The following is a 21,688-nucleotide window of genomic DNA, read 5'->3' as shown; positions in this document are numbered from 1 at the left end:
AGATGCCCTATTCAAAAGACTGTCGTCTTTTAATCAATTGATAATCTGATAATTAAAATAATTTTGTGTTACTGATGTATGTCGCGGCGCATACGGGGCTGCCAGCTGTTGATGTGTGCTTTTTGGTTATGTTACTTCATCTATTTTAAAGGTCTGTTTTTTATAAGACGCCCCGTGCTTGCGTAAAGTTGCATTATGGTGTTAAATTATTTTCAGCGGAATCCGCGGGCGTGATTTCCTCGGGCTCCGGCAGCGCTGCAATGGCACATTTGAGCCCGGACTCCGTCATGACCCATTCGGTTTGATCCGGCCGGTTTCCATCGGGATAACCGTAGTTTTCTTCACATTGATTGAACGGAAGGTCCCAGATATGGCGCTGCAGGTCGCGGTCGATCACGAGTTTCGTACCTACAGGAATGTTGAGGGTAAGGTGCAGTTCCTGGTCGCGCATCAACTCCTGGTTATCCAGGTTAAAGTGGCTGTCAAACAAGAGCGTGTCACCCAGTTGCTGCAGCTGGTAGTTGATCCGTCCCGCCCGTTGAGCCGCGCGGTCATAGGTAGCGCCGTGGGCAGAATATTCATACCTGATGGACGGCCCCTGCGATGAGTCGATCCTGGCAATGTGCATATACATCCGACTCTGCCCCTCCAGGATGTTCCGGTTGCGGTCCATTGCCCGCTGCCGGATGCTGGCGGTTCGGTCGGCCTGATTCTGCGACAGTTTAATGACCGTGAGGTCATTCCGGGAAAGGTGGTAGGCAGGCAGCAGCTCCAGCGCGCGCTCTTCCACCACCGTGCTTTCTTCACGGAAGTCATTCAGCGTGCGGGTGGCGTATACGGTGGTGAATCCCACGGCAATAAGCCAGCCGGCGAGCAGCGTGAAGCCGGTATATCTTCCCATGGCGCTTTTGTTGAAAAGCACCCGGATGATGAGGGCTACCAAAGCCACGAACGGGATGATGGCCACGGCAAGCGCGCTTATCAGCATTGGCGTACGTAAACCGGGCTCGATAACATTGAGCGGAAACATGGCCATATCGGTTGTGCTGCCCAGGAATCCGAAGCTGGCAAACACACTGATTAATAGCAAAACCAAACCAACACATGCGCCGATAATAAAGAGTACGCCGACCACCTTAGCCAGGATAATAAAGGCGCTTACGATAAATTTCCCTGCCGATTGGAGCCCCTTCCTAAGCCCTGCCTCGGCGCCAGTAAAATTTGAGCGGAGCCCCTCCATTTCCTCCTGAAAGCTGCGTTTAAAGTTTTGCAGATTGGGTGCTTCGCCGCGCATGGCCATGCGGTCTGCACGGGTTTTGGCCAGCGGCATGACAATCCAGAGGATGATGTAGAGCAGGAATCCGGTGCCACCAAACACAAATAGAAGTACCAGAATGAGGCGGATCCATTTGGATTCGATACCAAAATAATGCCCAAGGCCGCTGCACACACCGCCGAATACCTTGTCATCGGGGTCGCGCATGAGTTTACGCTCGCCGCTCATCGGTGGCATTTCGTAGCTGGGCTCAGTAAACGGGGCCGTGGTTTCTTCGGTTTCGAAATCATCCACGCTGCCCATTTGCGCGGTCACCTCGTTGACGTCCTGCATCGTGATGACTTCTTTTTTGCCCTGCACAATCCGCTCGTTGAACATCTCGGCAATACGGTTTTCGATATCGCCAACGATTTCGTGGCTATCCTCGGTGTGTCCGAAGTGCTTTTTAACAGCGATCATATAAGAACGGAGCACTTCATAGGCATCCTCCTCGATGTGGAATACGATGCCGTTTATATTAATAATGATGGTTCTGTTCATGGTGTTGTGGTTTTTCGTTATTTTGATGAATCTATGGTTTGCTTGTTACGGCCTTCCGTGGCCGTTTGTACGGCGAATACCAGCTCTTCCCAGGTGGTATCCAGTTTATCCAGTACCTCCAGGCCCGCTGGTGTAATCTCGTAATATTTGCGGGGTGGCCCTGAGGTAGACTCTTTCCACACATAGCTTAGCAGCTCGTTGTTCTTTAACCGGGTGAGCAGGGGATATAAGGTACCCTCTACCACCAGCAACTTCGCTTTTTTAAGCTCGCCGATGATGTCTGAGGCATAGATCTCGCCTCGCGAGATAATGGAAAGGATACAGTATTCCAGTATCCCCTTCCTCATTTGGGTTTGCGTATTATCTACTATCATAATACAAAGATATATGTTTTGGTTTGTACTATGCAATACATAGTAGTATATAAAAACATAATTCGTTGATTATGAGCAGAATGTTTTTTATTCTATCTTAAGATAATGGATTTAAGCCGTCGGATTTTTAAAGATGGCAGGGAAATATAAAGCAGATGACCTATTCAACCGGCACAATACGGAGCCCTACATCCGTAATTTCTGGAAGCGGGTTTTCACGCATGTTCTGTTCAATGGTAAACACATATGCGCCGGTATCTGGGAAAAGGAAGTGACCTTTGATCAGTTGCTGATGGGCATAGATGCTGCCCGTACCATTACCGAGCCAGCGCCCGTCGGGTTCGGCCAGCGTCAGTTCAATCCGCTCGGTGGTATCTTTTCCGCTGGGCTGCCGGAGGTGCACGAGCATAAAAATATTGGAATACCGGTAATCCGGTGTATGCCGCAGGTTGAGGTAGATGCGGTAAGGCCTGTGGGCGTCTGCAATGTGTACCGGAATAGCTACCGGATCCTCATACCGCCACTGGTGCCCGGCGATGGCGGCGTGCTCATCCACTACCGCGGTGTCATTACAGGCAGAAAGGAAGATGATAATCGCAAGAACAGGCAGTATATACTTCATCCCGAAGTGGCTAAGCGGTAGTTAAGCTTCTTTATTTGGTGGGCCCCCGGGTTTTCCCTTCTTGTTGTTATTTCCCCGAAAGCGCCGTTTCGGTTTCTTTGGCTTGGCCTCTTCTCCCGTGCTGGCAGCCTGGGGCGGGCGACTGGGTTTTGCGGGCCGTGCCGGAGCATCCGGGCTTCCGGGCGGGCGTTGCTGCTGAGGTTTGGCGTGCTCGTTTTTCTTTCCGTCCGTCCGTCGTTTTCCCTTACCCGACTTCCGTTTTTTCTTGTTGCGCTCGTCCAGTCGGGTTAGGCTGTCCTGACCAACTACATTTTCATAGTCGTATACCACCGGTTTCTCTTCCGCGGCTTCCTTAAGGACAACGCCAAGCTCTTCTGGTTTTATACCCTCTTTATTCAGCTGACTGATTTCTTTTACCCGTGTGGTGGTGAGGGCTATCCAGTTTTCCTCACCGGGATAGCTGAACCACATTAATTTTTTAAAAATGTCCGTCTTTTGCAGATAGGCGGTGCCCAGTTGCGTTTCGATGCGTTCAATGTTCCGGGGGAAATCCTTCAGCGCGTCCATGTAGCTGTCGAGCTCATAGTTGAGGCAGCACTTGAGTTTTCCGCACTGACCCGCAAGTTTCAGCGTGTTCAGGGACAGGTTCTGATAGCGTGCAGCAGCGGTGGAAACCGTTTTGAAGTCGGTAAGCCAGGTAGAGCAACACAGCTCCCGTCCGCAGGAACCGATGCCGCCCAGGCGGCTGGCTTCCTGCCGCATACCGATTTGCCGCATTTCGATCCGGATCCGGAATTCCTCGGCCATGCGTTTAATGAGTTCCCGGAAATCCACACGGCCCTCAGCGGTATAATAAAAGGTGGCTTTGGTTTTGTCGCCCTGGTAATCGACATCACTGATTTTCATGGACAGTCCCAGATCAAGTGCCAGCTTCCGGGCACGATGCATGGTTTCCCATTCCAGGTCCTTGGCAGCCTGCCACTTTTTTAGGTCGGCATCGTTGGCTTTACGGTATATTTTTTTAGCTACCGTTGCGGTATCTACTTTGTTTTTTTTCAGCTGGAGCCTGACCAGCTCGCCCGTCATCGACACGTGTCCCAGGTCATAGCCCCCCGTTGCCGGCTCTACGGCAACCAGCTCACCCATCTCCAGGTATAAATTTTCGTGATTGATGTAAAAGTCTTTCCGGGATCCTTTGAACCGGACTTCTACAATGTTGAAAGGCGTATAGTTTGTCGGCAGGTCCATATCGGCCAGCCAATCGTAAACATCTAATTTATTGCATCCGCTCGTCATACAGGCACCGTTATTCTGGCAACCTGCAGGTGTTGTACCACACCCTCCGCCGGATGAGCATGAGCTACATCCCATAGTTATCTGTATATATAGAGTCCCGACTTGTCGGGAACGTTTGATATTTGTAAATTAAAACCAGTTGCAAAGATAAATCTAAAAATAATATTTTAGGATTTGCATTGCGTTCAATGTGATAGTGTGCCTGTTCAAACAGGGCAATGGTTTCTCCGATCTGGCCGGTAGTATAATGCCGTTCGAATTTCTGCACAAAATCCAGCTCATCATCCGTAATGTGCACCAGCGTTGGCACCTGCTCCTTGAGCAATATGACCTGCCGCATGACATTGATGGCGTAAAGTAAAAAACTTTTTTGGTTTTCGCGGCCTAATTTTGACAATTCCTCTTCGCTGGTTTTGATCAGTGCCCCTCCCTGGTCGGTCACACAGTGCCGCAGCCAGCGAACCAGCAGGTCAAAGTAGTCTTTGGTATCTTCTCCCAATAAGCGCAGGGCCTGCTGGATATTACCGTCGCTGATGAACGCGATTTCAGCCGCCCGGCGCTCATCCACCTGGCTGTGCGCTATTAGGTAAGCCTTTACGTCGCTGTCATCCAGGCGGTTGATTTTCACCAGTTGCGTCCGGGAGATGATGGTGTTCAGTATTTTATCCTGATTTTCGGCCACCAGCAGGAATAGCGTTTTTTCCGGAGGCTCTTCAATAAGCTTCAGTAGGGCATTGCCCTGGGTATCCAGGTATTCGGGCAGCCAGATAATGAGTACCTTGTATTCGGCCTCAAATGCCTTGAGACTTAGCTTTTTGATGATGTCATGCGCTTCGGCAATGTTGATGTTTGCCTGTTTATTTTCCGCGTCGAACTGGCCGCGCCAATGATCGAGGCTCACGTACGGGTTCGCTAAAAATGTTTCGCGCCATTCACGGGCATAGGTTGCCGCGGTGTCTTCCTTGTGCTTGGCGAAAAAAGGATAAGAGAAATGCAGGTCCGGGTGGATGAGCTTCTCGTATTTTCTGCACGACGCGCACTGTCCGCAGCTGTCTTCCGTCAGCCGGTTTTCGCAATTGATATACTGGGCATAGGCAACGGCCAGCGCCAGGCTGCCGCTGCCCTCCGGACCGAGAAAAAGCTGCGCATGGCTCACCCGGTTTTCATTTACGGTACGGATGAGGTGCTGCTTGATTTGCTGTTGCCCGATAATCGCGTTGAACTGCATATGATGACAGAGTATGGCCGTTGGATGCCCAAAGGTACGGAATGCAAAGAAGAATACACAGCGGGTGCCTGATCGCAGCTTATTTTTTGACGATCCACAGATTGCCGCCCCGGTTATTGTAACACAAGGGGATCGCGGCAAAGGCATCGGGATGGTGCTTGTGGAGGTAATGGGAAAACAGGATGATTTCGAATGCGGGGTTATACATTAAAAAAGCCCTGAGTAGGTAATCCTCATTCCAGTTCCGGCCAGCAAACACCCAATCCCTGGGGTACTCAAAGGGGTAGAATACGTCGTGAAAATGAATTAATACTCCGCTTTTTAAACGGGGAAGGATTTCGAATAGGATATAGTTGACGTCACTCCCCGTTTTTGCCACGTGTGTACTGTCGATGAACAGGATATCATCGGCTTCCAGTCGATCAAAAAAGGTTAATGGTACTTGCTGGACATCGTTTTCCACAATTGTTGTCGATGTCCTGTCCTGTTCCTTTAATAACGTGCTTAACCGGTCAATATAGGGCTCAATGAATGTCAGCTTAATCCGGTTTTCAAAGAAAAATTCATTGGTATCCAACATCACGGCCGACGAAAAGCCGGAGCCTACTTCCATAATCTGCCGGGGTTGGTAATGCCGGATAACCGAATAAAGGAATATGGCATCGGTATAGGAATAAAAACGGTTATCAAAATAGTACCGTATTTTATCATGCTTTTCCTTACCGAAGGGCATTTCGTTGTAATAATCTGCGAATTTAGTCACCAAACGCAGTTGGCCCGCGGTGTTTAGGTCGATGCCCGGGATACCGTCCGTGTTTTCGTGTTTCCAGATCGTATTTGCCCGCTGTTTAATGTCTTCCACCGAAACAATGGTAGAATAGTAATGCCCTGCCGGAAAACAGGTATTTTCCTTGAATTGGATATACTCCCGGATGTGCCGCCCTGCATAGGGGATCCGGGTCATCATGTGCAGCAGTTTTTTGTTGTATTTCATTTCGCCTTCCGTGGATTGGGGATGCATTGCCGTATCAGCCTGTTGCCGCCCGGCCGGTGATAGCCGGAGGCGATGCGATCAGGGAGGCCCATGGTAGATGGGAAAGAGCCGGTTATATCCGGATAATTTTTTTTAAACGGATATATCCGTTTATCATCCGGTTGTTACTAACCGCTGCGGGCATCTTTGTGCTGATCGGTGGCCGGAGATTCCGCCGTCGCCCATTTGTTTAACCATTTAATTTTTAGTACAATGAATGCATTAAAAAACAGTGTCCGTCTTACGGGGTTCTTAGGCAGTAACCCCGAAGTAAAAGCCATTAATGACAACAAAAACCTTGCCCGTGTTTCCATTGCCACCCATACCCGGCACCGCAACAGTGACGGGGAATGGACAACGGATACGCAATGGCATAACCTCGTTTTTTGGGGAAAACAGGCAGTCTTCGCTGAAAAAAGCCTGACTAAAGGCTCCGAAATCACGGTGGAGGGTAAGTTGGTTAACCGCCAGTATGTGGATAAAACAGGTATAACGCGATACGTCACCGAAATCAGTGTCCAGGAACTGTTGTTGCTTAGCCGTAAACCGCAGGAGTAGCGTACGTTCCATGTATTTCCGCATTTTTCGTTAATTTTGCCCCAAATTAAAGTGACGGTTACATGGTAAAGAATACAGCGCTCACCAACATACACATCGCTTTAGGAGCCAAAATGGCTCCTTTTGCAGGTTTTAACATGCCGGTCCAATATTCCGGCATCTATGATGAGCATGAAGCGGTCCGCAATGGTGTAGGCGTTTTTGATGTCAGCCATATGGGGGAGTTTATCCTTAAGGGAGAACACGCCCTCGAACTTATCCAGCAGATCAGTTCAAATGATGCGGCAAAGCTTCTCAACGGCAAGGTACAGTACGCCTACCTGCCAAACGAAACCGGCGGGATTGTGGACGACCTGCTGATCTACCGGATCGATGAACAAACCTATATGCTGGTGGTCAATGCCGCCAACATTAAAAAGGACTGGGATTGGATATCCGCTTATAATACCTATGGCGTAACGCTAAAAGATATTTCCGACGAAACGGCGCTATTTGCCGTTCAGGGGCCCCGGGCTGCGGAGGTGCTGGCTCCGCTTACGGAGATCGACCTGGCGGGGATGGCATACTATACCTTTCATAAAGGTATATTCGCCGGCGTAAGCAATGTGCTGATTTCCGCTACCGGATATACCGGTGCGGGCGGTTTTGAAGTATACGTGGCCAATAAGGATGCCGAGCGCGTCTGGCATGCCATTATGGAGGCCGGCGCTTCCTATGGCATTAAACCGGCAGGTCTTGGTGCGCGGGATACCCTGCGGCTTGAAATGGGTTTTTGCCTCTATGGAAATGATATTGATGACACCACGTCGCCGCTTGAGGCTGGACTGGGGTGGGTAACCAAATTTAACAAAGACTTCGTCAATGCAGCGCACCTCCTGGAACAGAAGAGCGCCGGTTTGCAGCAGAAGCTGGTTGGATTTGAAATGATCGACCGGGGAATCCCCCGGCAGGGTTATGTGATCAAGGACGAGGCCGGAGCGGTAATTGGCCGGGTTACCTCAGGTACGCAGTCGCCCACCTTGCGACGGTCCATTGGATTGGGATATGTCACGCTTGCACACGCGAAGGAAGGCAGTTCCATTTACATTGATATCCGCAACAATCCGGTTCGGGCTACCGTGGTAAAGCCCCCCTTTTTGAAATAGCCAGCGAGGCTGGCCCGTGGCCGATCTCTGGTTTACAAACGATTTATGGATTCAAGAAAAATTCAGGTCTGCTTAAGTCCGGCGTTGCTGCCGTTTTACGATAAGGAAAACACCGTAGCGGTGGTGATCGATATTTTCCGGGCGAGCTCGTCCATTTGCTACGGACTGGCGAACGGCGCGGAGGCGATTATACCCGTCGCCGAGGTTGATGAATGCCGCGCCTACGAAGGCCGCAGGGGTTGCCTGCTCGCTGCCGAACGCAATGGGGAAGTCGTGCCGGGATTTGACTTCGGTAACTCTCCTTTTTCTTATACTGCCGATCAGGTCAAGGGAAAAACAGTGGTGCTCACTACCACTAACGGAACCCGGGCCATCCAGCAATGCCTGGACGCCAGTACGGTAGCTATCGGCTCATTTCTTAATATCACTGCGCTTGTGGAATGGCTAAGGGGGCAAAACCGTCACGTATTGCTGGTCTGTGCGGGGTGGAAAAACCACGCTAGCCTGGAAGACAGCCTGTTTGCGGGGGCGGTGGTCGCCCGGTTGAAAACCTCGGATAGCTTACTGGACGATTCGGCGCAGATGGCCGCTGCGTTATTTGCGGAAGCCGGGAAAGATATTGCCGGCTACCTCCATAACAGCGCCCATGCACAACGGATGCGGCACCTTGACCTGGCGAAGGACATCGCTTTCTGTCTGCAACAGGACCTGGTGTCTATCATTCCGGTGCTGCGTAATGGACGGCTGGTGGGTTTATCGACGGAGGGGGAAGTGGCCATGACAGGCATTCCGGCCTGAGTTATTTTTTAGTCTGCCGCTTTACCTGCTTCAGCAGGTGGTATTTAAGGAAGATCAATACGACGGTAATCAGCACCGAAACGGCCAGAATAATATGCTGGCCACTGTTATAGGCAGCCACAATACTCAACACCATCACGATCAGCGCGACCGTTAGCAGCACATTATAAAAGAAGTATTTCTTCACAGGTGTCGCCCGGTTAGTACACCTGCATGTCCGGAGCGAATGCATCCCGCCAGGCAATGATGCCGCCCTTCAGGTTGTAGAGGTTGTCAAAACCTTCCTGTTCAAGCAGCATGATCGCCTGCGCACTCCGCTTGCCGCTGCGACAATGGACTACGACTGGCTTATCCTTTGCAATTTTGTCCTGTTCGAGCACAACCTCCGCCAACGGAATATGTTCGCCGTCTATATTTGACGTTTCGTATTCAAAGGGTTCGCGGACATCGATCAATTGGAAATCTTCGTTATTGTCGATTTTGGCCTTCAGTTCTTCTACCGTAATCTCGTTCATACTTTATTACTTTTAGCTGTTCAAATATAGGGCTTATTTGGCTAATGCTGGGTAACGGCGGTGTAAAAATAGGAGATCTTGTTTTAAAATCCGTATTTTTGAATTCATTGCTATTTGTATTATGATCAATAAACTAAGCCTTTATATTTCCTGTTGCCTGCTGGCCAGTTGTGCTGTTCATCAGCCAGGCGAAGGAATTGTGGAAACACAGGAAGTGAAGCGGATCGTATCAGCACTTGCGAGTGATGATATGGCCGGTAGAGCCTCTTTTACACCTGGAATCGAAAAGGCGGCAGACTTTATAACGGCCGAATTTGAGAAAATAGGCCTGCAACCATATACCGCTGCCGGTTACCGGCAAACGTTTGAGGTTTCGCGGATTAAACCAACCACCTGGGAAGTTACCCTGGATGGGGAATCCATACCGGAAGACCACGTTATTGTATCAAGCAACAGTCCGGGCATGAACTGGAATACCGATCCGGGAGTATCGGTGCTGCAAATTGCCCCCGGCGACGATTTTACCCAGCGGTTCAGGGAAATAGCCGCTGCCGGGAAAGATGCGTTGGTGGTTGTCGACACCAGTTTTGCCGCACTGTTTGCTCGCTATAGTGGCTATTTAATGGGTGGTCGAATCGATCAACATACCGGGCAAAGCCCTTCCATCGTATATGTACTGGCTTCGCGTAAACCGGAATCTTTCCGGGTAAGTTTCACGAATGCCATTGAAAAAATGCCGCTCTCCAACCTGATCGGGGTGTTACCAGGCAAGTCGCTGAAGAATGAATATGTGATCTTTTCGGCACATTACGACCATATCGGCATCCTCGAACCCGTCGGACAGGATTCCATTGCCAATGGTGCGGATGACGATGCGTCAGGAGTGTCCGCTGTCATCAGCCTGGCAAACTATTATAAAAAGGCCGGAGATAATGAGCGGACGCTGCTTTTCGTGGCGTTTACCGCGGAAGAACTTGGCCTTGTAGGATCTACTTATTTTGCCCAGCAGCTGAATGTGGATGAGGTGGTAGCCATGATCAATATGGAAATGATTGGCAAGGACTCCCGCTTTGGGCCAAACGCCCTTTATGTAACAGGCTACGACCGGTCTGATTTGGCGGCACTGATGCAACGGCAGGTTGAAGGGACAGGCTTTACGTTTCATCCGGACCCCTACCCGGACCAGAACCTGTTTTATCGGAGCGATAATGCGTCACTGGCTGCTGCAGGCGTGCCGGCCCACAGCTTCTCTACGGTGCAGATCGAGAAAGACACTTTTTATCATACGGTACACGATGAAGTAGAAACGCTCGATATGGAAAACATCATTTCGTCCATTAAAGCAATTGCATTGGGTGCGCGCGGCCTGGTAAAGGGAACGGATACGCCTAAACGCGTTCCGCGCTTAGCACCGTAAGGTGCCCAGCTTCACTGATCGGGACAGGGCGGCCTATGTGTTAAGCAAATGGTATGATTGAAATCGTTCCATCACGTTCCAAAACGGCAAATTTTATCTGTTTGAGCTGTTCCAGCCCATGATGAATACGCGCGGCTTCCATGATGTCATCTTCATCGACATGCGATTGGGTCATCCGCTTTTTTAAGGGTTTACCATGGTCTACGAGGATCAATGGGGTGCCTTCCAGTAACCTGTCCAGCTTTTTATATTTGCTTTTCAGCTTAGCAAATAGCATAGCGACGCCCATTAATATGATAATCAGGACCAGCGCATTCGTTACGGAAAAATCATTGCCGAGCAGTGCCTGCTGTGTGGCTTCGCCGATAATTAAGAGCAGTACAAAGTCAAACGTTGTCGTTTCGGCCAGGCTGCGTTTACCTAAAATGCGAAACAGCACGAGAAGAAAGAGATAGATGGCAACGCCGCGGAAAATAAGATCCATGTTAGGGGTAAATAAAATGGGTTAATTGAATATGCTGTTGATTTACCTGCCAGATCCCCTTAATATTCCCTGCCTTTTTGGGATAAAGGAAGAAATGAATAATGTTCTTGCCTTCAATTGCACCCCGAAAGGTATATGTTACGTATCCCTTGGCGATGCGACTTTCATAGGCATCGGGAACAATTTTTTCTACCTTAAAATGGTCGAGATACCGCATCGGTATCGTGATTGCTAATGCCTTGCCTCCGTCGACCTGTAAACGTATATCCGCCTCCTTTTCGACCCGGCCAAATGTTTCATACTGGAGTATCACCCCTGCTTTTTCAATTTTCCTCCAGCTCAAAGGGCCACTGCCAAACAGGCCGGATGCGGTTAATACGATAACAGCTGCGATCAGGATACCACATATTTTCTGTACTTTCCAGCCCTTAGCCTGCTGCGTCAGGTTCTCATCCAGTTCGAGGGTATGTGTAATGATTTCAATTTGTCTGTCTGCTTGCATAATAATAGGAACAATAAACGATGCCCCACCACGTTATCTGTTGGCAACAGTTACCTATTAACAGCTTACCTGAAAATTTGATTTAGAAAATGATGGATTGCTTCACTCGGAGACCGGTCGGCCGACAGGTTTTCGCATAATGTAGTCATTAAGCACATAGCCATGGTACGGAATATCTATTTCCTGTATGACAAAAAACCCTTGTTTTTCATAAAATGCTTTAGCCGGGTTATATCGGTTTACGTGGAGTTCGAGCCGGGTAGCGGTAACTTCCCGCGCGTAATCCGCTGCTGCAACCAGCAAGGATTTTCCCGTTCCCTTGCCCTGTTCGGATGGTAAAACATACAGCTTTTCGACCCGTACAACATCGGGTGTTTCCGCCTTATGTGTCAATCCGGTAAACCCCACGGCCTCGTTGTCCCGGTAGGCCAATAGGAATAGCTGTCCGGCATCGAGCTGCGCAATCAGGGCGCTTTCCGAGTATATCTTTTCCAGCATCAGCCGGATCTGGCCATGCGGCAGGTAATCACCGTAGGTAGGCCACCAGCTGGCGATAGCCAGCTGCCGGATGACGGTAATATCGTTGACCGTTGCCTGTGTGATGCGAATCCTGCTCATACGCTTATTATAACCGCTTATAACCGCTCCCCAACCAATCCGTAAGAGCCGGAAAAGGTTACGGAGAAGAAACCATCCTGTTGGGTGAGGTACTCGTTGGCGCCCCGGTGGGCTAAGCCGTTGGTGACAATACCGACCGATTCACTGTAAAGCCATATCGTTTCTCCGGCGGGTTTCCATTTATTGAGCCCCGGCTTTGCCACGACAGTCCGCTGCTCATTACCCAACAGGACGATATCAATCCGATCGGCGTATCGGTACATCAGCTCGTGGGCAAATGATGCTTCGGAAAGGACATTTACCGCGCGGTGCCCCCGTTCGATGAGGTGATCAAGTGCCGTATCCATCCATGCCGGTCCCGCGGGTATGACAAGAAGATGGTCCTGAGGAGGAGGCGCTTCTTTTTTACGGGTGAACCATACATCCACTTTAGTGCCGAGCGCTTCCAGCTGAACCAATGCGCCGTCTCCCGTCAAAATCGTTGGACTCCACTCCAGTAATTGTTCAAAATAAGGCAGCGGTACGGCGTTAAGGTCGTCAACCAGCAATGCCGGCTCCTGATTTTCCCGGATAATGTGGTGCGAAGACATGTAGCAGGCGGTTAATTCCCGAGTTTTCGGAGGGCGATATAAGCCATGAGGCCGGTACTGAGGGCTAAGGCACTTTCATCGATATCAAATGTCGGGGTATGGACGGCCGATGTGATGCCTCGGGTCGTATTCCCCGTGCCGAGCCGGTAAAAACAGGCATCTGCAACCTGTGAATAGTAGGCAAAATCCTCTGCCGCCAACCAAAGATCCAGGTCTACTACATTTTCCGCGCCCAGGTAATCCTCGGCGTAACCACGGGCCTCGGCAGTAAGCTTTTCTTCGTTGACCAGAAAAGGATACCCTACACGGACTTCAAAGTCGCAGGATCCGCCCATACTTTCGGCGATGCCTTCGGCCATTTTTTTCATATGTGTATGGGCCTTTTTTCGCCACGCTTCATCGAAGGTACGGAAGGTGCCTTCCAGATAGACTTCGTCAGGAATAACGTTTGTAGCCCCATTGGCTATCACCTTTCCGAACGAAAGGACACTGGGTGTCTTGGGGTCGGCTACGCGACTGACGATCTGTTGCAGAGCCGTAATAATATGTGCGGTAATGACAACCGGATCGATGTTTTGCTGAGGTTGTGCCCCATGGCCGCCTTTCCCCTTTACGGTAACGTACAGTTCATCGGTTGACGCCATGTATTTGCCCGACCGGAAACCTACCTTGCCTGCTTCGATCAGTGGCATTACGTGCTGTCCGATGACCGCCTGCGGGACGGGGTCTGCCAATACCCCCTCCTTGATCATCAGACTGGCCCCACCAGGCAGCCGTTCTTCTCCGGGCTGAAAGATCAACCGGATGGTGCCGCCAAACTCCTTTTTCAGCGACTGCAGAATTTTCGCGGTCCCCAATAGTGAGGAGGTGTGAACATCGTGGCCACAGGCGTGCATAACCCCGGGTTGTTGCGAGCCATATTCGCGGCCCTCAACTTCCATAATCGGCAGCGCGTCCATGTCGGCCCGTAGGGCAATTACCTGCTCGGAGGGCAGGTCGCCCCTGATTTCCGCTACCACGCCGGTATTGGCCATGGATCGGTAAGGAATACCCAGTTGATCCAGCGCAGATTTAACGAAAGCCGATGTTTCATATTCCTCAAATGAAAGTTCGGGATGTCGGTGCAAGTGCCTACGTAACGATACGGTTTCTCCATGAAGCTGGGTGGCGAGTGCACGTATTTTTTCTTTCATTATCGGGTTTTGCTTTATTGATACACGAATATTTCTTCCGTGAAGACAAATACATTGTTGAATTGCCTGCGCAGGCCCTGCATCAGGTTCTGTGCCTCGCCCCGGCTTCGGAAGTCACCCACTTTCACCCGGTAGTTGGGTTCTTCGTAGGTGACATAGGTATCAATGTCCTTATACAGGTTCTTGAACCGTGCCTGTTCCGCGTAAGCTTCACTGCGGTCGGCACCGGAATAAATCTGCACCCGGAAACCCATGGTCGTCGTGCGGGTGGCGGTGGATTTGTCAACAGGCTTGCTTCTGCTTTCAGAAGCGGCTGTAATGTTCGTACCTTTCCGGTTCCGCTGCATGACGCTGATCAGGGGGTCGGCAACAATTTCCACGCGCCCCTTGCTTTGCTGGGCATGGGCGTCTACCCATCCGATACAGACCAGCAGAGTAAACCATCCGCCGGTTTTAACTAATGTTTGGAGCAGTTTATGCATAAGCGTGTCTGTTTAACTAACGGGCTCACTCCCGGTTACGCGCCGTGGCAGTTTTTGTATTTTTTGCCGCTGCCGCATGGGCAGGGATCGTTCCGGCCAACCTTTTGTTCGTTGCGGACCGGCTGGGTCCGCTGGATTTCACGCGTGTCTTCAACCGGTGCGCTTCCCCCTCCCGATGCTACCAGCTCAGGCTTGGCCGCTTTGACCTGCGCTTCCTGCCGGGGTTGCGGACGGGCTTCGCGCACATCCTGCGGCTGCTGGTTCGGGATCTCGCCCTTGAAAAGAAAGCCCACCACATCCTTATTCATGCTCACCAGCATTTGCCTGAACAGGTTAAAGGCTTCCATTTTATAAATGATAATGGGATCTTTCTGCTCATACACCGCGTTTTGGACCGATTGTTTCAATTCGTCCATATCCCGCAGGTGTTCCTTCCACGCTTCGTCTATTAACGCCAGCACCACCCCTTTTTCAAAAGACTTGAAGACTTCCTTCCCCCCGGATTCCACAGCTTGCTTCAGGTTGGTTACTACCTGTATGCCCCGTAGGCCGTCAGAGAATGGCACCACAATGTTCTCAACCTGGCCTCCCCGCGTGGCAAATACATCAGTAAGTACCGGAAGCGTCTGCGCGGCTATTCGGTTTGCTTTTCCTTCATAATACCCGATTACCTGTGCAAATAGCTTATCAGTAAGGGAGGCGTTGCCTTCGTTTGCAAATTCCGCTTCACTGATCTGTGGGTCCAGCGAGAATACCCGGATTACTTCAAGTTGAAAATCCTCATGAGAGCCGCCCTCCTTATACTCCGTCACAATGTCTTCCACCACGTCGAAGATGGTGTTATTCAGGTCTACGTCCAACCGTTCACCGAACAGGGCGTTTTTCCGCTTCGCGTAAATAACAGTACGCTGAGAGTTCATTACATCGTCGTACTCCAGCAGGCGTTTCCGAATTCCGAAGTTGTTTTCCTCCACCTTTTTCTGCGCACGTTCGATGGACTTGGTCAGCATGCTGTGCTGCATGACCTCTCCTTCTTCCACGCCCATACGCACCATGATGTTGGATATCCTCTCTGAAGCAAAGAGACGCATCAGCGGGTCTTCGAGCGAAACAAAGAACTGCGATGAACCCGGGTCGCCCTGCCGGCCGGCCCGTCCGCGAAGCTGACGGTCTACCCGGCGTGACTCGTGGCGTTCGGTACCGATGATGGCCAATCCGCCAGCCTCTTTAACCCCTGCTCCGAGTTTAATGTCCGTTCCCCGGCCGGCCATGTTGGTGGCGATGGTTACGGTGCCTGCCTGCCCCGCTTCCGCCACGATATCGGCTTCGCGCTGGTGCAGTTTAGCATTCAATACGTTGTGTTTTATTCCGCGCAGCTTGAGCATGCGGCTAAGCAGTTCCGAAATTTCAACGGAAGTTGTACCCACGAGTACCGGTCGGCCGGCTTCGGTAAGTTGCTGTATTTCTTCCGCCACCGCATTGTATTTTTCACGTGCCGTGCGGTAAATCAGGTCGTGGCGGTCGTCACGCTGGATGGAAATATTCGTTGGGATTTCCACCACGTCCAGCTTGTATATCTCCCAGAGTTCACCCGCTTCTGTGACGGCCGTACCGGTCATCCCCGCCAGTTTGTGATACATCCGGAAATAGTTTTGCAGGGTGATGGTGGCATACGTCTGCGTAGCATCTTCCACCTTCACATTTTCCTTAGCCTCAATGGCCTGGTGCAGGCCGTCTGAATAGCGTCGGCCTTCCATGATCCGGCCCGTCTGTTCGTCTACGATTTTAACCTTGCCATCGTCAATAATGTATTCGTCGTCCCGTTCAAATAGCGTGTAGGCTTTCAGTAGCTGGTTCACTGAGTGGATGCGTTCCGATTTAATTGAAAAATCGCGCATCAACTCTTCCTTTTTAGCCAGCTTTTCTTCCGGGCTCAGGCCTGACCGTTCGATTTCCGCTACTTCCGAACCCACATCGGGCATAATAAAGAAGTTCGGGTCCTCACCTGAAGCAGTAATAAGCTCGATGCCTTTTTCCGTAAGCTCAACCTGGTTATTCTTTTCGTCGATCACGAAATACAGTTCCGCATCCGCCTTGGGCATGTGCTTACTCTGCTCCTGCAAGTAGTAATTTTCCGTTTTGCCAAGCACCTGGCGGTTGCTGCCTTCGCTAAGGAATTTGATCAGCGCCTTGTTTTTGGGCAGCCCCCGGTGTGCACGGAACAGCGCAAGTCCGCCACTTTCTACGCCAGTGTCACCTGCTGCAATGGCTTTTTTTGCCTCATTCAGCACGGTGTTGATCAGGCTCTTCTGCGTATTCACCAGCCGCTCAATACGGGGTTTCAGCTCGTAAAACTCATGCTGGTCGCCCCGCGGAATGGGACCGGAGATAATGAGCGGTGTCCGTGCATCGTCCACCAGTACAGAATCCACCTCATCCACCATGGCAAAATGCAGTTTGCGCTGCACGAGCGCTTCGCGCGATTGTGCCATGTTGTCACGCAGGTAGTCAAAACCAAACTCATTGTTTGTACCAAACACGATGTCCGCGGCGTAAGCATTGCGTCTTGCCGGCGAATTGGGTTGATGCTTATCGATGCAGTCTACCCGGAGACCGTGGAATTCGAAGATTGGCCCGTTCCATTCGGAGTCGCGTCGTGCAAGATAATCGTTCACCGTTACGATGTGTACCCCGGAACCGGATAGCGCATTAAGGTATGCTGGTAGCGTACCCACCAGCGTTTTGCCTTCACCCGTTGCCATTTCCGCTATTTTACCTTCGTGCAATACGATACCCCCGATGAGTTGTACGTCGTAATGTACCATATTCCAGGTTACCTCGGTACCGGCAGCGGTCCATTTATTCTTCCATATCGCACGATCACCATTGATCTGCACATTAGGTTTGAGCGCAGCAATGTGCCGGTCGAAGTCCGTGGCGGTTACTTCCAGCTCTGCATTTTCGGAAAAACGGCGGGCTGTTTCCTTCACCACGGCGAAGGCTTCCGGTAAAATTTCCATCAGCACTTCCTCCAGTTTTTTATCCCGGTCCTTGCCCAGCTTATCCACCTTGTCGTAGATCGCGGTTTTCTGCGTCATATCCACGCCTTCCTGCTCCGCTTCTCCTTTCAACTCGGCTATTTCCTTGTCTATGGTTTCCAGGTAGGCCGCTATCCGCTGTTTAAAAGCTACCGTTTTCGATCGCAGCTCATCGTGGCTCAGGGAATCCAGTTTGGCGTATTCCTCCTTGATACGTTCTACCAGAGGTTGGATGTGTTTAATATCACGGTCTGATTTACTTCCGAATATTTTGCTTAGAAATGTTAACATTAGTCGTTGTTTACAGAATTACACTACCTGTTGGCAATAATAGCACCAAAAAGCAACTATACAGCCAATATGGCATACTGGACAAAGTTAGCTATTCAGTATGAGAATGTAACCGTTAGCGATGAGATTTTTACGTTATGCCATCAAGACAGGAATAACGGCTGGGTTACCGGGGGAATCAGCTCCAGCGCGGCGGCTTCCTCAAAAAGCCGCTGTATGGCGCTCCGTCCTTCCGTCCCAAGCGAAACCGAATAACGGTTTACATATAAGTCTATGTGCTGGTACATGACGGCCTCGTCCATTTCCTGTGCATGGGAGCGGATGAAGTCGATTCCGGATTTTGGGTGGGCCAGTGCGTACTCCACGCTTTTCCGGAGCACGCGGTTAAGCCGGTGCTTAACATCCTCTGGAAGCTGCCGCTGTACCACAATACCACCCAGCGGAATCGGGCCTCCGGTTTTCTTCTCCCAGAAATCACCCAGGTCAATAACCTTATGCAGCCCCTTTTTCTGATAGGTAAAGCGGTTCTCGTGAATGATCAGGCCAAATGCAATCGCGTCGTCCAGCAACGCCTGTTCGATATCCGAAAATAGCATCTCCCGTTTATCGTCCAGCTGGGGGTAGGCAAGTCCCAGCAGGAAATTGGCCGTGGTGAACCTGCCAGGTATGCCTACGGTCAGCGCTTGCCCGGCCGTGGCCTGACCCGATAAACGTGTTGCTGTCTCGGGATTTTTGCAGATCAGGAGCGGCCCCACGCCAAACCCCAAAGCACTGCCGGCATCAAGGAGGGTATAATGTTCAACGGCATAGGCATAGGCATGGTAACTTAGCTTGGTAACAGCCAGCTCATTGTTGAATGCCTTTTGATTGAGTGTTTCCACATCTTCATACGACACATCAAACTCCAAGCCTTCCGTGTCGATCTTGTGATGGATCAGCGCGTCGAAGATAAACGTATCATTGGGACAGGGAGAAAAGCCGAGCGTCAATTTCATAGCGTTATCTTTTGTGTTATTAACAAAGCCAAAACAGCGGCAAAGGTAACTAAAATTATCCCCTGTGCGGTTTTTTCGCTGTTGTTGCGGTAGCCATAACGTACGAATGCAAGATTGATCAGTCCTGCCACCCCATAATAGCCCAGCGGCTTGCCGTTTAGCCAGGCAATAGCCGATGAAGTAGTAAGCAGGTAGGCAATCGCCGGGAAAATAAGTCCGATTGCACAGCCCAGCAAGAAGTTATTATTTTTCACGGCAAGGCTATTTGACGTCAAAACTCCAGGCGTTCAGCTGCGGTATCACGTGGTGGGCGGTCATGTCAAACTGTACCGGAACAATCGATGCAAATCCCTGCTGCAGTGCCCACACGTCAGTATCTTCGCCGCGGTCGCGCAAATCGAATATTCCAGTCAGCCAATAATAACTCCGGTTATAGGGGTCGGTCCGCTCGTCGAATTCTTCCGCCCATTTGGCGTCAGCCTGCCGGCATATTTTAATGCCCTTTATCTCCGGAACATTTGGGAAGTTGACGTTCAGCAGGGCTCCTTTTGGTAATCCGTTCTCCAGAACCTGCCGGGTGATTTCGCGAACGTAAGGGCGGCAATTGGAAAAATCAGCATCTGCATCGAAATCGTCGTATGAAAACCCGATGGAAGGAATACTTTCGATGGCACCTTCCACGGCCGCAGACATGGTCCCTGAATACAGCACATTGATCGAGTTATTCAGCCCGTGGTTAATTCCCGATACACAGATATCGGGTTTACGCCCTTTAAATACTTTATTGACCGCGAGTTTTACGCAGTCAACAGGTGTGCCGGAGCATTTATACATCAGCGTGTCGGGATAGATGTGGATCTGGTCTATCCGGAGCGGTTTGCCGATGGTTATTGCATGACCGGTGCCGGACTGCGGGCCTTCGGGGGCCACTATGGTGACATCGCCCAGTTGCTGCATTTCTTCAATAAGTACCTTGATTCCCTTGGCGGTGATGCCATCGTCATTAACGACCAGGATGGATGGTTTCTTTTTTGCCATGCGCCTAAGTTAACAAGAAAAGCGTTACCAGACATAGCCGGTAACGCTTTTCTTGTTAACAGGGTACATCTGCTACAGACTGTTTAACCAGTCTACCACCTGATCGCGGGCTTTGCCTGTCTTTTTTTGAATACGGCCAATCAGTTCATCTTCTTTGCCCTCTTCATACAACAGGTCGTCATCCGTTAATTCGGCAAATTGTTGTTTGGCCTTTCCTTTCAATTCATTCCAGTGCCCCTTTAATCTTAAGTTACTCATAGTTTTTATGTGTTTTACTTAGTTAACAACGGAAAGCGGAAATGGTTTAGGGGACCGGTTAGGAACATAAATAAAAGGGCCTCCCGATGTGGGAGGCCCTTTTGTAAAACCTTGTGTAAACTAAGGGTTTACTTATTTTTTAATTTCAACGCGACGGTTAAGGACACGTCCTTCTTCAGTAGCGTTAGATGCGATCGGAGCAGATTCGCCCAATGCATTTACCATGATCTTGTTCGCGTCAACGCCAGAGTTAACCAGGTATTGTTTTACTGAGTTAGCACGGTCTCTTGACAAGTTCATGTTGTAAGCTTCAGTACCTTCAGCAGAAGCGTGGCCGTCTAAAGTAACGGAAGCACCGCTTTCACGCAGGTCAGAAGACAACCGATCCAGTGTAGAGTAAGATTCGGTTTTCAATACAGAGCTGTCGAATTCGAACTGGATGTTTGAATAAGTAGCTGATTCTGCAACTTCAGGTTCTGGGAATTTGATTGGGCATCCAGCACCGTCTACCTGAGTACCGGCAGGCGTGTTCGGGCATTTGTCAAATTTATCAGATACACCGTCACCGTCAGAATCACGACCCAACTCGTCAACTAAGCCTTCCAGCGTAGATACACGTTGTTTCAATGCTTCAAGTTCGTTACGCAGTGAAGGATCTTTCAACTCGTCATACAGCGTAGACACTGGGTTATGCCAGGTCAAATCCGGTTTTGAAGAAGAACCCAAAGAGAATTCTAAACCACCGTAAGTGTATGAGAAGTTATCGTTCACACCTTTGTTAACCGGACCATAAAGGGTTTTGTCGTCAACAAAGTTCATGGTGTAACCCAAGTTCAATGCTACGCGGTCAGACAGTTTGAATTTGATACCAACGCCTACAGGAATGTTGGTTGCTTTCTTGAAATCGTTGTCACCAACATTTTGGCTATCCTCGCCCCAGTTTCCTTTGTTGTTCCATTCGCCAGTTGATCCATCAGCGTCTGTATATAATACAGGGTTGTAAGCCAAAAGACCCAAACCAACACTTGCGTAGAAGTTAACTGCATTTTCTCTTCTCAGGAAGTCGATGGTTGCCAATTGGAACACACCGTTTAAGCTGGCAGAATATTGAACAGAAGTTTCTGCGGATTCGTAATCCAGGTTTGCTGGTAATCCAGGAGCATTCCAAGGATCGATAGTTGTTTTCAAGCCTTCTTCGTTGTGTGCGAAGATCCGTCCGCGGTTGATGTTACCTTCCAAACCGAACCAGCTTGAGAATTGCTTGCGAAGCGAGATTCCGTAGTATTCACGTAATTTGTATTCACCGAACCCTACTTCCTTGCCAAATGAGTTGGATCCACCAACAAGAACAGATGGCGTAGTAAAACCACCATTCACACCGATCGTCCAGGTTCTGT

At 50.3% G+C, this 21,688-nt stretch carries 24 protein-coding genes; 4 read left to right on the top strand and 20 right to left on the bottom strand.

What is annotated here, in order from left to right; genetic code table 11:
- Window positions 1-193 precede the first annotated feature (193 nt).
- The 6 genes from ABWO75_RS08120 to ABWO75_RS08095 form a co-directional block, all read right to left on the bottom strand.
- Window positions 194-1,816 carry a PspC domain-containing protein gene (locus tag ABWO75_RS08120; protein WP_353184386.1) on the bottom strand — a complete coding sequence of 541 codons (1,623 nt, stop codon included), beginning with the start codon at window positions 1,814-1,816 and terminating at the stop codon, window positions 194-196.
- Between the two features lie 17 nt (window positions 1,817-1,833).
- Window positions 1,834-2,190, bottom strand: a complete 357-nt coding sequence (locus tag ABWO75_RS08115) for a PadR family transcriptional regulator (RefSeq protein ID WP_257658661.1) — start codon at window positions 2,188-2,190, stop codon at window positions 1,834-1,836.
- Between the two features lie 160 nt (window positions 2,191-2,350).
- Window positions 2,351-2,812, bottom strand: a complete 462-nt coding sequence (locus tag ABWO75_RS08110) for a gliding motility lipoprotein GldH (protein ID WP_353184383.1) — start codon at window positions 2,810-2,812, stop codon at window positions 2,351-2,353.
- Window positions 2,813-2,833: 21 nt separating this feature from the next.
- Window positions 2,834-4,108: a PSP1 domain-containing protein gene (locus ABWO75_RS08105; RefSeq protein ID WP_353184381.1), complete on the bottom strand. Its 1,275-nt coding sequence runs from the start codon at window positions 4,106-4,108 to the stop codon at window positions 2,834-2,836.
- Between the two features lie 64 nt (window positions 4,109-4,172).
- Entirely contained in the window at window positions 4,173-5,336 is a 1,164-nt protein-coding gene (locus ABWO75_RS08100) for a DNA polymerase III subunit (protein WP_353184379.1), read from the bottom strand.
- Window positions 5,337-5,415: 79 nt separating this feature from the next.
- On the bottom strand, window positions 5,416-6,330 hold the full coding sequence (locus ABWO75_RS08095) for a class I SAM-dependent methyltransferase (RefSeq protein WP_353184377.1): 915 nt from the start codon (window positions 6,328-6,330) through the stop codon (window positions 5,416-5,418).
- Between the two features lie 252 nt (window positions 6,331-6,582).
- On the opposite strand from ABWO75_RS08095, the gene ABWO75_RS08090 reads away from it, so the two are divergent.
- The 3 genes from ABWO75_RS08090 to ABWO75_RS08080 all read left to right on the top strand — a co-directional run bounded on the left by ABWO75_RS08090 (window position 6,583) and on the right by ABWO75_RS08080 (window position 8,870).
- Window positions 6,583-6,927, top strand: coding sequence for a single-stranded DNA-binding protein (locus tag ABWO75_RS08090; RefSeq protein WP_353184375.1), 345 nt, complete (start codon window positions 6,583-6,585; stop codon window positions 6,925-6,927).
- Window positions 6,928-6,989: 62 nt separating this feature from the next.
- Window positions 6,990-8,072, top strand: coding sequence for a glycine cleavage system aminomethyltransferase GcvT (gene gcvT, locus ABWO75_RS08085; protein WP_353184373.1), 1,083 nt, complete (start codon window positions 6,990-6,992; stop codon window positions 8,070-8,072).
- Between the two features lie 45 nt (window positions 8,073-8,117).
- A complete protein-coding gene (locus ABWO75_RS08080) occupies window positions 8,118-8,870 on the top strand; it encodes a 2-phosphosulfolactate phosphatase (protein ID WP_353184371.1) in 753 nt (250 codons plus the stop codon).
- 1 nt (window position 8,871) lies between these two features.
- On the opposite strand, the gene ABWO75_RS08075 is transcribed toward ABWO75_RS08080, so the two are convergent.
- Window positions 8,872-9,057 (bottom strand): DUF6358 family protein, encoded by a 186-nt coding sequence (locus ABWO75_RS08075; RefSeq protein WP_353184369.1) that lies wholly within the window; start codon window positions 9,055-9,057, stop codon window positions 8,872-8,874.
- A 13-nt stretch (window positions 9,058-9,070) separates the two neighbouring features.
- Window positions 9,071-9,385, bottom strand: a complete 315-nt coding sequence (locus ABWO75_RS08070; protein ID WP_353184367.1) for a rhodanese-like domain-containing protein — start codon at window positions 9,383-9,385, stop codon at window positions 9,071-9,073.
- 121 nt (window positions 9,386-9,506) lie between these two features.
- Here ABWO75_RS08070 and ABWO75_RS08065 point away from each other — a divergent pair, with 121 nt between their 5' ends.
- On the top strand, window positions 9,507-10,802 hold the full coding sequence (locus ABWO75_RS08065; RefSeq protein WP_353184365.1) for a M20/M25/M40 family metallo-hydrolase: 1,296 nt from the start codon (window positions 9,507-9,509) through the stop codon (window positions 10,800-10,802).
- Window positions 10,803-10,842: 40 nt separating this feature from the next.
- Here ABWO75_RS08065 and ABWO75_RS08060 read toward each other — a convergent pair whose 3' ends face one another.
- From ABWO75_RS08060 to ABWO75_RS08005, 12 genes are all read right to left on the bottom strand, one after another.
- A complete protein-coding gene (locus tag ABWO75_RS08060; protein WP_353184363.1) occupies window positions 10,843-11,286 on the bottom strand; it encodes a DUF421 domain-containing protein in 444 nt (147 codons plus the stop codon).
- A 1-nt stretch (window position 11,287) separates the two neighbouring features.
- Window positions 11,288-11,788: a hypothetical protein gene (locus ABWO75_RS08055; protein WP_353184361.1), complete on the bottom strand. Its 501-nt coding sequence runs from the start codon at window positions 11,786-11,788 to the stop codon at window positions 11,288-11,290.
- A 102-nt stretch (window positions 11,789-11,890) separates the two neighbouring features.
- Window positions 11,891-12,406 carry a GNAT family N-acetyltransferase gene (locus ABWO75_RS08050; protein ID WP_353184359.1) on the bottom strand — a complete coding sequence of 172 codons (516 nt, stop codon included), beginning with the start codon at window positions 12,404-12,406 and terminating at the stop codon, window positions 11,891-11,893.
- Between the two features lie 17 nt (window positions 12,407-12,423).
- On the bottom strand, window positions 12,424-12,996 hold the full coding sequence (locus tag ABWO75_RS08045) for a thiamine diphosphokinase (protein ID WP_353184357.1): 573 nt from the start codon (window positions 12,994-12,996) through the stop codon (window positions 12,424-12,426).
- Between the two features lie 11 nt (window positions 12,997-13,007).
- On the bottom strand, window positions 13,008-14,192 hold the full coding sequence (locus ABWO75_RS08040; protein WP_353184396.1) for a M20 metallopeptidase family protein: 1,185 nt from the start codon (window positions 14,190-14,192) through the stop codon (window positions 13,008-13,010).
- Window positions 14,193-14,203: 11 nt separating this feature from the next.
- On the bottom strand, window positions 14,204-14,671 hold the full coding sequence (locus tag ABWO75_RS08035) for an SPOR domain-containing protein (protein WP_353184355.1): 468 nt from the start codon (window positions 14,669-14,671) through the stop codon (window positions 14,204-14,206).
- 35 nt (window positions 14,672-14,706) lie between these two features.
- Window positions 14,707-18,000: a preprotein translocase subunit SecA gene (gene secA / locus ABWO75_RS08030; protein ID WP_353184353.1), complete on the bottom strand. Its 3,294-nt coding sequence runs from the start codon at window positions 17,998-18,000 to the stop codon at window positions 14,707-14,709.
- A gap of 143 nt (window positions 18,001-18,143) precedes the next feature.
- Window positions 18,144-18,995, bottom strand: a complete 852-nt coding sequence (locus ABWO75_RS08025) for a menaquinone biosynthesis family protein (RefSeq protein WP_353184351.1) — start codon at window positions 18,993-18,995, stop codon at window positions 18,144-18,146.
- Window positions 18,992-19,249, bottom strand: a complete 258-nt coding sequence (locus ABWO75_RS08020; RefSeq protein WP_353184349.1) for a hypothetical protein — start codon at window positions 19,247-19,249, stop codon at window positions 18,992-18,994. The genes ABWO75_RS08025 and ABWO75_RS08020 overlap by 4 nt, the downstream gene beginning before the upstream one ends.
- Window positions 19,250-19,256: 7 nt before the next feature.
- Window positions 19,257-20,033 (bottom strand): 5'/3'-nucleotidase SurE, encoded by a 777-nt coding sequence (gene surE, locus ABWO75_RS08015; protein WP_353184347.1) that lies wholly within the window; start codon window positions 20,031-20,033, stop codon window positions 19,257-19,259.
- Window positions 20,034-20,105: 72 nt separating this feature from the next.
- On the bottom strand, window positions 20,106-20,291 hold the full coding sequence (locus ABWO75_RS08010; RefSeq protein WP_257658679.1) for a CsbD family protein: 186 nt from the start codon (window positions 20,289-20,291) through the stop codon (window positions 20,106-20,108).
- A 132-nt stretch (window positions 20,292-20,423) separates the two neighbouring features.
- Window positions 20,424-21,688: OmpA family protein (locus tag ABWO75_RS08005; protein ID WP_353184344.1), on the bottom strand; the 1,265-nt coding region annotated here is incomplete at its 5' end.

This window comes from Parapedobacter lycopersici (assembly GCF_040395035.1).
Taxonomy (GTDB): domain Bacteria; phylum Bacteroidota; class Bacteroidia; order Sphingobacteriales; family Sphingobacteriaceae; genus Parapedobacter; species Parapedobacter lycopersici_A.
The sequence above is the reverse complement of the archived record's forward strand: the minus strand, read 5'-3'. Positions and strand labels throughout refer to the sequence as shown.